The organism is Klebsiella sp. SYXHC3 (assembly GCF_057196925.1).
In genome coordinates, this window is record NZ_JBXUNG010000004.1 from 289,334 (window position 1) to 303,063 (window position 13,730).

Annotated in this window: 13 protein-coding genes; 6 read left to right on the forward strand and 7 right to left on the reverse strand. The window is 57.5% G+C overall.

What is annotated here, in order from left to right; genetic code table 11:
- Window positions 1-156 precede the first annotated feature (156 nt).
- Window positions 157-354 carry a cell surface composition regulator GlgS gene (gene glgS, locus AC2CGP_RS13275; protein ID WP_015369641.1) on the reverse strand — a complete coding sequence of 66 codons (198 nt, stop codon included), beginning with the start codon at window positions 352-354 and terminating at the stop codon, window positions 157-159.
- Here glgS and AC2CGP_RS13280 point away from each other — a divergent pair.
- Window positions 346-495, forward strand: a complete 150-nt coding sequence (locus tag AC2CGP_RS13280; RefSeq protein WP_015369640.1) for a hypothetical protein — start codon at window positions 346-348, stop codon at window positions 493-495. The two genes, glgS and AC2CGP_RS13280, sit on opposite strands and share 9 nt — an antisense overlap.
- 77 nt (window positions 496-572) lie before the next feature.
- Here the strand turns inward: AC2CGP_RS13280 and hldE are convergent, their stop codons facing one another.
- From hldE to AC2CGP_RS13295, 3 genes are read right to left on the reverse strand one after another with little or no spacing between them, the layout of a single operon-like run.
- Entirely contained in the window at window positions 573-2,006 is a 1,434-nt protein-coding gene (hldE, locus tag AC2CGP_RS13285; protein ID WP_015369639.1) for a bifunctional D-glycero-beta-D-manno-heptose-7-phosphate kinase/D-glycero-beta-D-manno-heptose 1-phosphate adenylyltransferase HldE, read from the reverse strand.
- 58 nt (window positions 2,007-2,064) lie between these two features.
- Window positions 2,065-4,902 carry a bifunctional [glutamate--ammonia ligase]-adenylyl-L-tyrosine phosphorylase/[glutamate--ammonia-ligase] adenylyltransferase gene (glnE, locus tag AC2CGP_RS13290; protein WP_411303196.1) on the reverse strand — a complete coding sequence of 946 codons (2,838 nt, stop codon included), beginning with the start codon at window positions 4,900-4,902 and terminating at the stop codon, window positions 2,065-2,067.
- Between the two features lie 21 nt (window positions 4,903-4,923).
- The gene (locus tag AC2CGP_RS13295) at window positions 4,924-6,219 is read right to left on the reverse strand and encodes a CYTH domain-containing protein (RefSeq protein WP_015369637.1); all 1,296 of its coding nucleotides are present in this window, start codon (window positions 6,217-6,219) and stop codon (window positions 4,924-4,926) included.
- A gap of 212 nt (window positions 6,220-6,431) precedes the next feature.
- Between AC2CGP_RS13295 and AC2CGP_RS13300 the strand changes: the two genes are divergently transcribed.
- Both AC2CGP_RS13300 and AC2CGP_RS13305 read left to right on the forward strand, forming a co-directional pair.
- A complete protein-coding gene (locus AC2CGP_RS13300; protein ID WP_015369636.1) occupies window positions 6,432-7,052 on the forward strand; it encodes a TIGR04211 family SH3 domain-containing protein in 621 nt (206 codons plus the stop codon).
- A 61-nt stretch (window positions 7,053-7,113) separates the two neighbouring features.
- The gene (locus AC2CGP_RS13305; protein ID WP_046883113.1) at window positions 7,114-8,355 is read left to right on the forward strand and encodes a multifunctional CCA addition/repair protein; all 1,242 of its coding nucleotides are present in this window, start codon (window positions 7,114-7,116) and stop codon (window positions 8,353-8,355) included.
- An 11-nt stretch (window positions 8,356-8,366) separates the two neighbouring features.
- Here AC2CGP_RS13305 and bacA read toward each other — a convergent pair whose 3' ends face one another.
- Both bacA and folB read right to left on the reverse strand, forming a co-directional pair.
- On the reverse strand, window positions 8,367-9,188 hold the full coding sequence (bacA, locus tag AC2CGP_RS13310) for an undecaprenyl-diphosphate phosphatase (protein WP_020077906.1): 822 nt from the start codon (window positions 9,186-9,188) through the stop codon (window positions 8,367-8,369).
- 69 nt (window positions 9,189-9,257) lie between these two features.
- Window positions 9,258-9,641 (reverse strand): bifunctional dihydroneopterin aldolase/7,8-dihydroneopterin epimerase, encoded by a 384-nt coding sequence (gene folB / locus AC2CGP_RS13315; RefSeq protein ID WP_020077905.1) that lies wholly within the window; start codon window positions 9,639-9,641, stop codon window positions 9,258-9,260.
- A 233-nt stretch (window positions 9,642-9,874) separates the two neighbouring features.
- On the opposite strand from folB, the gene plsY reads away from it, so the two are divergent.
- Window positions 9,875-10,495, forward strand: a complete 621-nt coding sequence (gene plsY, locus AC2CGP_RS13320) for a glycerol-3-phosphate 1-O-acyltransferase PlsY (RefSeq protein ID WP_015703522.1) — start codon at window positions 9,875-9,877, stop codon at window positions 10,493-10,495.
- 213 nt (window positions 10,496-10,708) lie between these two features.
- A complete protein-coding gene (locus tag AC2CGP_RS13325; RefSeq protein WP_020077904.1) occupies window positions 10,709-12,178 on the forward strand; it encodes an MFS transporter in 1,470 nt (489 codons plus the stop codon).
- Between the two features lie 53 nt (window positions 12,179-12,231).
- On the opposite strand, the gene tsaD is transcribed toward AC2CGP_RS13325, so the two are convergent.
- The gene (tsaD, locus tag AC2CGP_RS13330; RefSeq protein ID WP_032712539.1) at window positions 12,232-13,245 is read right to left on the reverse strand and encodes a tRNA (adenosine(37)-N6)-threonylcarbamoyltransferase complex transferase subunit TsaD; all 1,014 of its coding nucleotides are present in this window, start codon (window positions 13,243-13,245) and stop codon (window positions 12,232-12,234) included.
- Between the two features lie 238 nt (window positions 13,246-13,483).
- Between tsaD and rpsU the strand changes: the two genes are divergently transcribed.
- Window positions 13,484-13,699 carry a 30S ribosomal protein S21 gene (rpsU, locus tag AC2CGP_RS13335; protein ID WP_001144069.1) on the forward strand — a complete coding sequence of 72 codons (216 nt, stop codon included), beginning with the start codon at window positions 13,484-13,486 and terminating at the stop codon, window positions 13,697-13,699.
- Window positions 13,700-13,730: the final 31 nt, after the last annotated feature.

A 13,730-nucleotide genomic window follows, 5' to 3' on the forward strand; every position in this document is an offset into this window, starting at 1 on the left:
ACCTCATGCAATCTTTGCACTTACAGATTGCACCGATAAAAAATATGGAAAATCAATTTATTGATTTTCGGCTGATAACCACAAAGAAGGAAAAACCACGCTTTTTCCTTCTTTGTCAGTAGTCTGACGGGCCTGAATGGCCCGTTTTCATTTGGCTTAGTGCTCTAACTCGGCCGGGCTATTCACCTGACGACAATAAAGCTCATAGCGTTGGCAAAACCATTCACGATGTTCCTCATCCATATTGCCGACAATAGCCTGAAGATCAACCGAATGGCCTTGCGCGTGCATCCTGGCGAAACTACGTGCCAGAAAATCGAAGTTCTTCATAGAATACATATCGTTATGGTTCATCCGCATACTCCTTCAGCCGTTGGCGTTCTGATTGGTCATATGCCTTTTACTCACTTCAGTATTTACGCTTACCTTAACGTATTTTGTACGAAAAATGCGCTTAACCGGGTTATTTATTGCGCTAAATCATTTTCCGCATGATTAAATAAAAACGGCCCGCGAAGGTATCCCCGCAGGCCGTTGTAGACCGCTCCGTTCAGAGCGGTAAAGCGTATTAATTACTTGTCGCTATCTTTCTGAATCTTCTTGATAATATTGGTAGTCGAGCAGCCATCTTCAAAGTTGAGCACCAGCACTTCGCCGCCGTTGGCCCATACCTCTTCGCTGCCGGCGATCTGCTCCGGCTTGTAATCACCGCCTTTCACCAACAGATCCGGCAGGATCCCGGCAATCAGCCGCTGCGGCGTATCTTCTTCAAACGACACGACCCAATCGACGGCTTCCAGCGCTCCCAGCACGATCATCCGCTGTTCAAGCGGATTCACCGGGCGGGTTTCGCCTTTCAGACGTTTGGTTGAGGCATCGCTGTTGACGGCGACGATCAGACGATCGCCCAGCTTGCGCGCATTGGCCAGATACGAAACGTGACCCGCGTGCAGAATGTCGAAGACGCCATTGGTCATCACCACTTTTTCGCCACGCTTACGCGCCGCGGCGACCGCCTGTTTCAGCTCTTCTTCGCTCATCACGCCAAAACCGGTATCGGCACGCCCGCGCACCGCGTTTTCCAGCTCGATTGGCGAAACGGTGGAAGTCCCCAGCTTGCCGACCACCACACCGGCCGCGGCGTTAGCGAAATAGCAGGCCTCTTCCAGGGTGTTACCCGCCGCCAGCGTCGCCGCCAGCACACCGATAACCGTGTCGCCTGCCCCGGTGACGTCATACACTTCCTGCGCCTGGGTCGGCATATGCAGCGGCGGACGACCCGGCTGCAGCAGCGTCATACCCTGCTCGGAGCGCGTTACCAGCAGTGCGGAAAGCTCGAAGTCGGCGATGATTTTCATCCCGCGTTCGACGATTTCCGCTTCATCTTTACACTTTCCGGCGACCGCTTCGAATTCAGACAGGTTCGGCGTCAGCAGCGTTGCCCCGCGGTAGCGTTCAAATTCAGTGCCTTTCGGATCAATCAGCACCGGAACGCCGGCATCCCGCGCCAGCTTAATCATGGTCTGCACGCTGGCCAGCGCGCCTTTCGCGTAGTCTGACAGCACCAGCGCGCCGATCGAACCCAGCGCCTGCTGAATACGTTCATGCATCGGCTGTGGATCAACCCCGGAGAAACCCTCTTCAAAATCGAGGCGGATCAGCTGCTGGTTGCGCGACAGCACGCGCAACTTGGTGATGGTCGGATGCGTCGGTACCGACACGAAATCACACTTCACTTTTACGTCAGCCAGCGCTTTGCTAAGCGCGCGCGCGGCATCGTCGATACCGGTCAGGCCGACCAGACGAGAAGTCGCGCCGAGCGACGCAATGTTCATCGCCACGTTAGCCGCGCCGCCAGGACGTTCTTCGATATTTTCCACCTTCACCACCGGCACCGGGGCTTCCGGGGAAATACGGCTGGTGGGGCCGTACCAGTAGCGGTCCAGCATCACATCGCCTACCACCAACACTCCTGCACGTTCAAACTCTGGCAGCGTTACTTTCATTACTCTCTCCTGCGAGATGCAAACTTTGCGCGCGATAATAGCACACCCGATTTGTTAGTTAAGCCATCAACCACTTCCGCCAGCTAGCGCTCACCTGCTGACGTTCACCGTCGAAAGCATCCGGCGCAACGTTGCCCGGCAGCTCCTGCAGCGCCAGATGGTGCAACGCATCGCGTAGCGTAGTGTAGGCATGGGTAAGCGCCCGCGCCTCGTCCTCATCCATGATGTCGTTCTGCGCCAGCAGTTCCAGAATACGCACATTATCGGACCAGCGCGTCAGCTTTGGCTTTTCATGCGCGTAGCGCAGCACCAGATATTGGGTAATAAATTCAATATCGGTGATCCCGCCGGCATCGGCTTTGATATCAAAGCGATCGCGCTGCTTATTGCCGAGATGAGCGCGCATCTTTTCCCGCATCTCACGTACTTCGGTCTGCAGCGTTGCGCCTTCACGCGGCGTGGTCAGGATATCGCGGCGGATCGCATCAAAGCGCGCCTGCAGCGCCGGGTCGCCATACACCACCCGGGCGCGAACCAGCGCCTGATGCTCCCAGGTCCAGGCTTCATTGCGCTGATAATCGGCGAAGGCATCGGCGGTGGTCACCAGCATGCCCGCCGCGCCGGATGGACGTAAGCGAGCGTCCACTTCATACAGGATGCCCGACGAGGTGCGGGTGCTGAAAAGATGCATGATTCGCTGGGCAAGGCGCAGATAGAACTGGCGACCATCGATTTCCCGCTCGCCGTCGGTCATCACCTCCATCGGACAGTCGTGGAGGAAGACCAGATCGAGATCGGAACTATAACCCAGTTCCCAACCGCCAAGTTTACCGTAACCCACTACCGCAAAACCGCGCCCCTGGCGGTCGCGAAGATGAGTCGGCTGACCGTAGCGGGCGATCATCTGAAGCCACGCCTGCTGCACCACCGCGTCGATCATCGCCTCCGCCAGCCAGGTTAAGTGATCGCTCACTTTCATCACCGGTAGCGTGCCGGCAATATCGGCGGCGGCAATATGCAGCAATTGCGCCTGTTTAAACTGACGCAGCGCTTCCAGCTGCTGTTCTTCATCTTCTTCCGGCACGCGCAGCAAATACTGGCGCAGTTCATCGCGGTACGCATCGGTCGCCGTCGGTTGATAAAGCGTGTGCGGATCCAGCAGTTCGTCCAGCAGCAGCGGGTGGCGCGCCAGCTGGCTGGCAACCATCGGCGAAGCGGCGCACAGGCTAATCAGGTGTTTTAACGCGCCGGGGAATTCGCTGAGCAGCTCCAGATAGGTGGTACGGGTGACGATTCCGGTCAGCAACGGGGTGATTCGCGCCAGCGGCAGCGGCGCATCCGCCCGTGAGCAGACCTCGCTGAGCAGATGCGGCATCAGCTGGTCGAGTACCTGCCGCCCGCGCGGGCCAATGGTGCGCCGGTCGAGCTCTTTGCGAAAATCAGCGATCAGCGCCAGCACGCTGCGCCGATCGTTGTCATCAAGGTGCGCCAGCGCCGGCGTAGTGTCGTCTTCTTCCAGCGCGTCCTGCCACAATTCGCGCCAGTACTCTTCCAGCTGTTCATCCGGCGATTGCGCTTCATCGTCGCCAATCAGTTCGTTAAAGACGCGACGCACGCGGCGCATCTGCTCTTCCAGCTGTGCGCTTAGCGTCTGCCAGTCGGCGACGCGCATCCCCCACGCCAGACGCGCGCGGTTGAGCTCATCCTGCGGCAGGGTTTGGGTTTGCTCGTCGTTAATGCTCTGCAGCAGGTTTTCGAGACGGCGCAGGAACAGATAGGCTTCGCGCAGCTGGGCGGCATCGCCTTCCGGCAACAAATGCAGCTCGTCAATCGCCGTGAGCGTCGGCAACAGCGCGCGCTGCTGCAAGGCCGGTTCGCGACCGCCGCGGATCAGCTGGAAAACCTGAACGATAAATTCGATTTCGCGGATGCCGCCCGCGCCGAGCTTGATGTTGTCTGTCAGGCCGCGGCGGCGCACTTCACGGGCAATCATCCCTTTCATGTTACGCAGAGACTGAATGACGCTGAAATCAATGTAGCGGCGGAAGACGAACGGGCGCAGCATGGCGCGCAGTTCGTTGGCGTACACGCCGTCGTTATCGCCCATGATCCGCGCCTTTACCATCGCGTAGCGCTCCCAGTCGCGCCCCTGCTCCTGGTAATAATCTTCCAGCGCCGCAAAGCTCAACACCAGCGGGCCGCTGTCGCCAAATGGTCGCAGACGCATATCCACGCGGTAGACGAAGCCATCCTGCGTCGGCTGATCGAGTACTTTGATTAATCGCTGGCCCAGACGGGTAAAGAACTGGCCGTTATCCAGCTCGCGGCGTCCGCCCTGGGTGGCGCCGTGTTCCGGCCAGGCAAAAATGAGATCGATATCGGAAGAGAAGTTAAGCTCTCCGCCGCCCAGTTTCCCCATGCCCAGGATCATTAGCGGCTGCGCTTCGCCCTGCGCATTGCACGGCGTCCCCCACTCCCGGCAGCAGGCGGCGTACAGCCAGTCGCGGGCGGCGACGATTAAGGTCTCCGCCAGGGCGCTGAGCTGCTGCAAACTGCTCTCTTCGCTCACCAGCAGCAGCGCCTGCGCCCAGGCGATACGCACCATCATCCGGCGGCGGAACTGGCGTAGCTCGCGCATCAGCGCGGCCTCGTCAGTCACGTCTTGTAGCTGTTCCGCCAGCCAGTCGCCGTAATGGCGCCATTCGTCGGCCTGCGGCGGCGCGCTTTCCAGTTCAGCCAGCCACTGCGGCTGAGCGACCAGATTCTGTTCAACGAACTCGCTGAACGTCATCACCGACTGCGCCTGCGAACTTAACGTTTGCAGGGGAAAATCTGCCGGAAGCCGGTTAACAACCGTCTGCCAGTGCTGCTGTAACTGCGAAGAAAGCGCCATTATAGGGGTCTCCCTGGCCTGAAATTATCGTTTTCCACTATGCAGCCAGAATGGTTCCGCGGCCAGCGCCTGACGACGGAAATATTCGATGACGCTGCGGTCATTGTTCTCGATAGCGCGGCGCACCTCTTGCCAGTTTTCCAGCCAGGCCTCGGCTACCCCGGCATAGGCGCTGGAAAGCAATTGAATGCTGTCGATCTCGCGCGCCAGACGCGTGAGCCGATCGCTGTAGTCGTCCTGCGTTTGCTGGAAGTTGCTTTTCAGCTCCGCCGCCGCTCGCGACAGCTGGATATCGGCAAAGCGTTTGAACGAACCGGCGATTTTCTTTTGCCCCGCCTCGTTGAGGAACGAACGCCAACCGCGGGTAACCAGCCATTCGGTCAGCAGCAGTTTGGCGCCAACCGTGGCGCGGTTGAACAACGCCGCTTCGGCTTTCTCCGCGCCGTCCAGCGCCGCTTCGGCCTCAGTGAGCGATTCACGCAACTGTACGGTGGCTTTTCGCGGCACAATGCCGCCAAATAGCACCAGCGCATGGCGAACGCGAGCCATCGCCTGCTGGATTTCACGTTTAGCTGCCGCGTTGCCCCGGTTCCAGACTTCATCATGATAGAGCCAGTGCGCCAGCGCGCTTTCCAGCGCCGCTTCCAGCCCCTGCTCGACGCTGGCTTTCGCCGCCACGCCCACTACCGTTAACGGTTTAACCGGACGCGCTTCATTGCCCTGCGCCAGCTGATAGCCGCGCGCCGCTTTACTCAGGCTGCCCTGGCGCAATACGCCGGTTGCCAGTAAACGTCGCGCCAGCGCCAGAATGTCGGCGGTATCGCCGCTCAACAGCTCAAGCTCCAGTTCGCAAATGGCTTCCTGATGCTCACCGGCTTTCACTTCGCCAAGGTCAAGAGCTATCTCAATCTGGCTGCTGCCCTCTTTCATCACCCATTTCTCGCGGAGGAAATCAGTGCTAAACAACGGCTGCACATTTTGCGCCAGTTCTGCCGGCAACTGCCCCTGCGGCCAGACTTCTGCCGGCAGTTTATCCAGCGCCAGCTCTGCTTTTTCCAGCGGAATATTGTATTCCGGACGCTGATGCAGGCCGCCCACCACCCGACCGGCAATTTTCAGCGTCATTTCATAACGCTCCCGATCGCCGCGGATCCGCAGCCCCATGTCGTGCCGACGCAGCCAGTTATCGGCGGTTTCGTAGTAAATATTCAGCAGTTGGCCTGCCGGCGTGTGCTGCGCATCCAGCGAATTGAGATGCTGGCGCAGCGCCTCAACGCCGTCGTGGGCAACGATAAACTTCAGTTCGATTTCTTGAGCCATGGCTGAATTCTTCCACCTGATAAGCGTCGCCGGGAAAATGCGGCGAACTAATGACGATATTTTTTGTCAGTAAATAGTATTTTGCGGCGAATCGCCATGCAATGCGCATTTGCCAGCTGCATTTGGATGATTCCGATTGTGGCGGAAAACTTTGCGTCGCTCTGGCGATGCCACTACTATCGTTCAACTTTTTATGACCAAACGATGACCTGATGCCAAAATTACGCCTTATTACCTTTACATTGCTAGCGCTTAGCGCCGCTACGGCGGTTCACGCAGAAGAAAAGCGCTACGTTTCCGATGAGCTGAGCACCTGGGTTCGCAGCGGTCCTGGCGATAACTATCGTCTGGTCGGCACCATTAACGCCGGCGAAGCCGTCGACGTTCTGCAAACCAACGACAGCACGAATTACGCGCAGGTACGCGATAGCAACGGCCGTACCGCCTGGATCCCGCTGAAAGAGCTGAGCAACGAGCCCAGCCTGCGCATTCGCGTGCCGGATCTGGAAAATCAGGTCAAAACGCTGACCGACAAGCTGAACAATATTGACGCCACCTGGAACCAGCGTACCGCCGACATGCAGAAAAAAGTCGCCGGTAGCGATGGCGCGATCAATGCCCTGAAAGAAGAGAACCAAAAGCTGAAAAACGAGCTGGTTGTCGCTCAGAAAAAGGTGAACGCGGCGAATCTGCAGCTTGATGATAAACAGCGCACCATTATCATGCAGTGGTTTATGTACGGCGGCGGCGTGCTTGGCGTCGGTCTGATCCTTGGTCTGGTGCTGCCGCATCTGGTACCGAGCCGCAAGCGTAAAGACCGGTGGATGAACTAATTCGTCTTCTCTGCCAGACTTACGTATCATCTTGCGAAAAGTCGATGCGGGAGAAACAGGCGTGAAGATTTATTTGGTCGGTGGTGCGGTACGAGATGCGTTATTAGGACTACCGGTCAAAGACAGAGACTGGGTGGTGGTTGGCGCCACGCCACAGCAGTTGCTCGACGCGGGCTACCAGCAGGTAGGCCGCGATTTTCCCGTGTTTCTTCACCCGCAAAGCCGTGAAGAGTACGCCCTCGCGCGTACCGAACGTAAATCCGGTTCCGGCTATACCGGTTTCACCTGTTATGCCGCCGCTGACGTCACCCTTGAGCAAGATCTACTGCGCCGCGATCTCACCATTAACGCGCTGGCTCAGGACACTGACGGTCAGATTTACGATCCCTATGGCGGCCAGGCCGATTTACGCCAGCGCCTGCTGCGCCACGTCTCCCCGGCCTTTAGCGAGGATCCGCTACGCGTTCTGCGCGTCGCGCGTTTTGCCGCACGTTATGCCCATCTCGGTTTTCGCATTGCCGATGAAACCATGGCGCTGATGCGCGCGATGGCGGACGCCGGCGAACTGGCGCATTTGACCGCGGAGCGGGTATGGAAAGAGACGGAAAACGCGCTTGGCACGCGTAATCCGCAGGTCTTTTTCCAGACCCTGCGCGACTGTCACGCGCTGAAGGTTCTGTTCCCGGAAATCGACGCCCTGTACGGTGTCCCCGCGCCGGCCAAATGGCATCCGGAAATCGACACCGGCGTTCACACCCTGATGACGCTCACCATGGCGGCGATGCTATCGCCGGCCATCGACGTCCGTTTCGCCACCCTGTGCCACGATCTTGGCAAGGGCTTAACGCCCAAAGAGTTCTGGCCGCGCCACCATGGCCACGGCCCGGCGGGGGTGAAGCTGGTGGAACAGATTTGCCAGCGCCTGCGGGTGCCGAAAGATATTCGCGATCTGGCCAGACTGGTCGCCGAATTCCACGATCTGATCCACACCCTGCCGATTCTGCAGCCAAAAACCATCGTGAAGTTGTTTGATAGCATCGATGCCTGGCGCAAGCCGCAGCGTGTACAGCAAATCGCCCTCACCAGCGAGGCCGACGTGCGCGGGCGTACCGGTTTTGAATCCTGCGATTATCCGCAGGGGCGCCTGCTGCTTGAGGCCTGGGAAGTGGCGCAGTCGGTCTCCACTAAAGAGGTGGTAGCGGAAGGTTTCAAAGGACCGGAGATTCGCGAAGAGCTGACGCGGCGCAGAATTGCGGCCGTGGGGCAGTGGAAAGAACAACGTTGCCCCCAGCCGCAAGGCTGAGGGCCAGGGCCTTAGAAGAAGACCACGTAGACGGCTGCCGCGACGATAAAGCGGTAGATTGCAAACGGAATAAACGAAATACGTTTAATCAGCTGCAGGAAGGTTTTAATCGCAATCAGCGCCACGATGAACGCCATGATAAAACCGACGGCGAACATCGGAATATCCCCGGTATTAAGGAAGCCGATGCTCTTGTAGACGTCCAGCACGGTAGCGCCCATCATCATCGGCACCGCCAGCAGGAATGAGAACTCGGATGCCGCATAGCGGCTAACGCCCATCAGCATGCCCCCGGAAATGGTCGCCCCGGAGCGAGAGAAGCCCGGCCACAGCGCCAGACACTGGAAGCAACCGATGGCAAACGCCTGACGATAGGTCATATCATCAATGCCCACCGCGCGCGGCTCTTTCGGTTTGAACAGTTCCGCAGCGATCAGCAGGAAGCCGCCGACAATCAGCGCGTACATGACGTTAACTGGGTTAAACAGCGATTTAATCAGGTCATGGAACACCAGCCCCAGCGCCACCGCCGGGATCATGCCTAACAGGATATGAATCAGCGACAAGCGCCCCTGGCTTACGCCCTCATGCTGCAGAGGACGGCCAAAATGAATACCGATCAGGCCAAACAGTCGACGCCAGAACACCACGACGACGGCGAGAATAGATCCTAATTGAATCACAACTTCAAAAGTATTAGCGGTATCCCCTTCAAAACCAAGGAGATGGCCAACGATAATCATATGTCCCGTACTGGAAACCGGTAAAAACTCCGTCAACCCTTCAACCACACCCAAAATTGCCGCTATCAGCAGCGAGTGTAAATCGCCCATTCAATAAACCCTTAAAATAAAAAGTAAAATTAAAATCCAGGCACTAAGACCGGTATAAAACAAATTTGTTTAAACATTATGACGAGAAACGTTTTGTTTCAGATTACTGCCACGTTCAATGATCACGCCAACGTTGGCCGCACGGGCCACCGCACCAGGCTTGCTGACTTTAATCCGCACCCACGGAGAATTGAATTTTTGCAGCAGTAGATCGGCTATCTCTTCCGCCACCCGTTCGACCAGCGCAAAACGCCCGCCCTCAACGTGGTTGATAACCAGTTCGCTGATATCAGCATAGCTCAGGCAATCGCTCACATCGTCGCTGGCGGCCGCTTTGCGGTTATCCCACGCCATTTCGATATCGAACACTAATTTCTGTTCGATGGTCTGTTCCCAGTCGTAAACACCGATAGTGGTGATTACCGAAAGTTGCTCTATAAATACAATATCCATCACGACCTGCCTGCTTTTTGGCTAAACCGGATACCACTTCCGGCGAATTATGCGTATTATCCACAGATGCAAAGACATCCCCTAAAGAATTCACGTGCCCTGACAGCGGCGACGCAGCAAGATTACGGGAACATAGCAGCATCACTATGTAACCTATCGCGCAGAGAAAGCCAACAAGCTGTTAACACGAAAATGGGTGGGGTTCTAACGACGTTTTCAAAATGGAACAGCTGATGAGTGCAATCGCGCCTGGACTAGTTATCCTCGCCTACCTCTGCGGCTCAATTTCCAGCGCCATTCTGGTGTGCCGTCTTGCTGGTTTGCCCGACCCTCGCGATAGCGGTTCCGGCAACCCCGGGGCGACGAACGTACTCCGAATTGGCGGCAAGGGAGCAGCCGTAACGGTATTAATTTTTGATGTCCTGAAAGGGATGCTGCCGGTTTGGGGCGCCTGGGCGCTCGGTCTGACGCCGTTCTGGCTCGGGCTGGTGGCGATCGCCGCCTGCGTAGGCCATATCTGGCCGGTGTTCTTTAATTTCCGCGGCGGTAAAGGCGTGGCGACCGCATTTGGCGCTATCGCGCCCATCGGCTGGGATCTCACCGGCGTAATGGCCGGCACCTGGCTGCTGACTATTCTGCTCAGCGGGTATTCCTCGCTGGGCGCTATCGTCAGCGCGTTGGTAGCCCCTTTCTACGTCTGGTGGTTCAAACCGCAGTATACTTTCCCGGTCTCCATGCTCTCCTGCCTGATCCTGCTACGCCATCACGACAATATCCAGCGTCTGTGGCGCCGTCAGGAAACGAAAATCTGGTCACGCTTTAAGAAGAAGAAAAAAACGCCAGAGCAGAAATAATCTCCGCGCCCGGCCGCCTGGGCCGGGCCGTTTTGCCGCCACAAACGCATTCTATTTCCCACTTTTTTAGCCAATCATAGCGGCAAATGAGAAAACCAAAGATAATCCTTTCACTACAATGACTTAGTTATGAGTTATAACCAAAAGTGATTTTTTCCCCCCCGCGTCGCTGTTTACTCTGAAACTCTTTATAAGAGAAAAAAGCACAACACCATGACTGATGTAATTAACGCGACGCCTGCGGCAACCTCTGCGTCGCCCGGCGGGGAAGTAAAATGGATCGGCAGCGCGGCGGACGTCTCGCGCCTCATAAACGAAGGCAGCAGCGGGCGCAATAACGCGCGTATCGTCATGGGAATCGCCCTCGGCGGTATTTTCCTTGATGCCTACGATCTTGGCTCGCTGGCCTTCGGCCTGAAAGATATCACCCGGGAATTCAACCTGACGCCTGCCGGTACCGGGATGGTCGCCTCGGCCATCACCTTCGGCGCTATCGTTGGCGCGCTACTCGGCGGTTATCTGACCGACAAAATTGGCCGCTACCGTGTGTTTATGGCGGATATGCTGTTCTTCGTGGTAGCGGCCATCGCCTGCGCGCTGGCGCCGAATGAATACGTCCTTACCGGCGCACGCTTCGTGATGGGCCTGGGCGTCGGGATCGACCTGCCGGTGGCGATGGCGTTTCTCAGCGAATTCGCGAGGCTCAAAGGTCCCGGCAACAAGGCGGCCAGCGTGGCGATGTGGTGCCCAACGTGGTACGCGGCGATCAGCATTTCCTATCTGCTGGTACTCTTTTTTTATGCCGTCCTGCCGGAAAGCCATAGCGACTGGCTATGGCGGATTATCCTTGGTTTTGGCGCCATCCCGGCGCTGGTGATTATCGCTATCCGTAGCCGCTACATGAGCGAATCGCCGGTGTGGGCCGCCAACCAGGGTAACCTGCGTGAAGCTGCTTCTATTCTACGCCAGGCGTACAACATCAATGCGCACGTTGCCCAGGACGCGCTGGAAAAACCGGCGCCAAAAGTTCGTAGCGCCCAATGGAGTAACTATCTGCGCCTGTTCCGCGGTGTCTACCTGCGCCGCACGACGCTCTCTACCCTGCTATCGGTGGTTTCCTCATTTGCCTATAACGCCGTCGCGTTCGGTCTGCCGGTGATCATCTCCAGCTTCTTCGTGCAATCGATGCTGACGACGATTTTGATTTCGCTGGCGCTGAATCTGCTGTTCGCTTTCGTGGGAGGGATACTGGCGGTACGCCTGGTACCGCGCTTCGGGGCGTGGCGGATGTCGCTGGCGGGTTATGGCTGCCAGCTGACGGCGCTGCTCGGCCTGGCGCTGATTGGCCGCCCTGATGGCGCAGGTGAAGGCGTCGCTGCCGTGGCGATGCTGGCACTGTTCCTTTTCGGCCAGGGATTCGGCCCCGGCGCGCACACCATGACCTTCGCCTCGTTAAGCTATCCGACATCGCTGCGCGGCGTTGGCGTCGGGCTCAACCAGACGCTCATGCGCGGCAGCTCAACGCTTTCTTTATTCCTCTTCCCGCTGCTGGTCGCCGCGCTGGATACCCGCGTCTTCTGGATCATCGCCGCGGCGCCGCTGATTGGGCTATTGTCGCTGTTGGCTATCCGCTGGGAGCCGTCGGGCTACGACATCGACGCCGAGGATTATCAGCAGCCTTAATCCACGCGTAAAAAAGCCGCCTCGATGGGCGGCTTTTGTTTGTAACAGGCTTATCAGGCGGCCGGCAGTTCTGCCAACGGCCAGCGCGGACGCACGGTGACGCCGAGGCCGGCATTAGCACCGCCCTGCAGGCGGACCATCCCGGCGTAAGCGATCATCGCGCCGTTGTCGGTACAGAACTCAGGACGGGCATAAAATACTTCGCCGCCGCGTTTGCTCATCATTTCCGCCAGCTTCGCGCGCAGCGTACGGTTAGCGCTCACGCCTCCCGCCATCACCAGACGCTTAAAGCCGGTTTGCTCCAGCGCGCGGCGGCATTTAATCATCAGCGTATCGACAACCGCGTCTTCAAATGCGCGGGCGATATCGGCACGGGTTTGCTCATCGTCGCCGTTGTTACGAATGGTATTGGCGGCGAAGGTCTTCAGGCCGGAGAAGCTGAAATCAAGCCCTGGACGATCGGTCATCGGCCGCGGGAAGACGAAGCGACCTTCCGTGCCCTGGGACGCCATTTTCGACAGCATCGGCCCGCCGGGATAATCCAGCCCCAGCAGTTTCGCCGTCTTATCAAAGGCTTCGCCAGCGGCATCGTCGATTGACTCGCCCAACAGCTCATACTGACCAATGCCGGTGACGCTAATCAGCTGGGTGTGGCCGCCGGAAACCAGCAGAGCGACGAACGGGAACGCCGGCGGGTTATCTTCCAGCATCGGCGCCAGCAGATGCCCTTCCATATGGTGTACCGGGATCGCCGGCACGTTCCAGGCGAACGCCAGGGAGCGGCCAACGGTCGCGCCGACCAGCAGCGCGCCCACCAGGCCAGGGCCTGCCGTATAGGCAACGGCATCAATATCTTTCGCCGTCAGGCCCGCTTCTTTGAGCGCCGCCTGAATCAGCGGAACGGTTTTACGTACGTGGTCGCGCGACGCCAGCTCAGGCACCACGCCGCCGTAGTCAGCATGTAATTTCACCTGACTATACAGTTGGTTGGCTAACAGACCTTGTTTATCGTCGTAAATAGCGATGCCGGTTTCATCGCAGGATGTTTCAATTCCCAGTACACGCATGAGTTGTTTTACCTCGTTTCAATACCGCGCAGTGTAGGACCAATGACCGGCGATGTAAAACTTTGCTCACCCCTGGTGTTCTCTTCGTGTATACTCCTCACCCTTATAAAAGTCCCCTTTCAAAAAAGGCGCCGGTGCTTTACAAAGCAGCAGTAGTTGCAGTAAAATTCCGCACCATTTTGAAATAAGCTGGCATTGCGGCCAGCGGCAAACCGAATTAATCAAAGGTGAGAGGCACATGCCGGTAATTAAAGTACGTGAAAACGAGCCGTTCGACGTAGCTCTGCGTCGCTTCAAGCGTTCCTGCGAAAAAGCAGGTGTTCTGGCGGAAGTTCGTCGTCGTGAGTTCTATGAAAAACCGACTACCGAACGTAAGCGCGCTAAAGCTTCTGCAGTGAAACGTCACGCGAAGAAACTGGCTCGCGAAAACGCACGCCGCACTCGTCTGTACTAATCTGTTGAGAGCGAAGCTCTCAATTCAGACC

Coding starts and splice junctions, on each gene's coding strand:
- rpsU (WP_001144069.1), top strand. CDS start 13,484: ATGCCGGTAATTAAAGTACGTGAAAACGAGCCGTTCGACGTAGCTCTG.
- bacA (WP_020077906.1), bottom strand. CDS start 9,188: ATGGGCGATTTACACTCGCTGCTGATAGCGGCAATTTTGGGTGTGGTT.
- AC2CGP_RS13295 (WP_015369637.1), bottom strand. CDS start 6,219: ATGGCTCAAGAAATCGAACTGAAGTTTATCGTTGCCCACGACGGCGTT.
- folB (WP_020077905.1), bottom strand. CDS start 9,641: ATGGATATTGTATTTATAGAGCAACTTTCGGTAATCACCACTATCGGT.
- plsY (WP_015703522.1), top strand. CDS start 9,875: ATGAGTGCAATCGCGCCTGGACTAGTTATCCTCGCCTACCTCTGCGGC.
- hldE (WP_015369639.1), bottom strand. CDS start 2,006: ATGAAAGTAACGCTGCCAGAGTTTGAACGTGCAGGAGTGTTGGTGGTA.
- AC2CGP_RS13325 (WP_020077904.1), top strand. CDS start 10,709: ATGACTGATGTAATTAACGCGACGCCTGCGGCAACCTCTGCGTCGCCC.
- AC2CGP_RS13280 (WP_015369640.1), top strand. CDS start 346: ATGGTTCATCCGCATACTCCTTCAGCCGTTGGCGTTCTGATTGGTCAT.
- tsaD (WP_032712539.1), bottom strand. CDS start 13,245: ATGCGTGTACTGGGAATTGAAACATCCTGCGATGAAACCGGCATCGCT.
- glgS (WP_015369641.1), bottom strand. CDS start 354: ATGAACCATAACGATATGTATTCTATGAAGAACTTCGATTTTCTGGCA.
- AC2CGP_RS13300 (WP_015369636.1), top strand. CDS start 6,432: ATGCCAAAATTACGCCTTATTACCTTTACATTGCTAGCGCTTAGCGCC.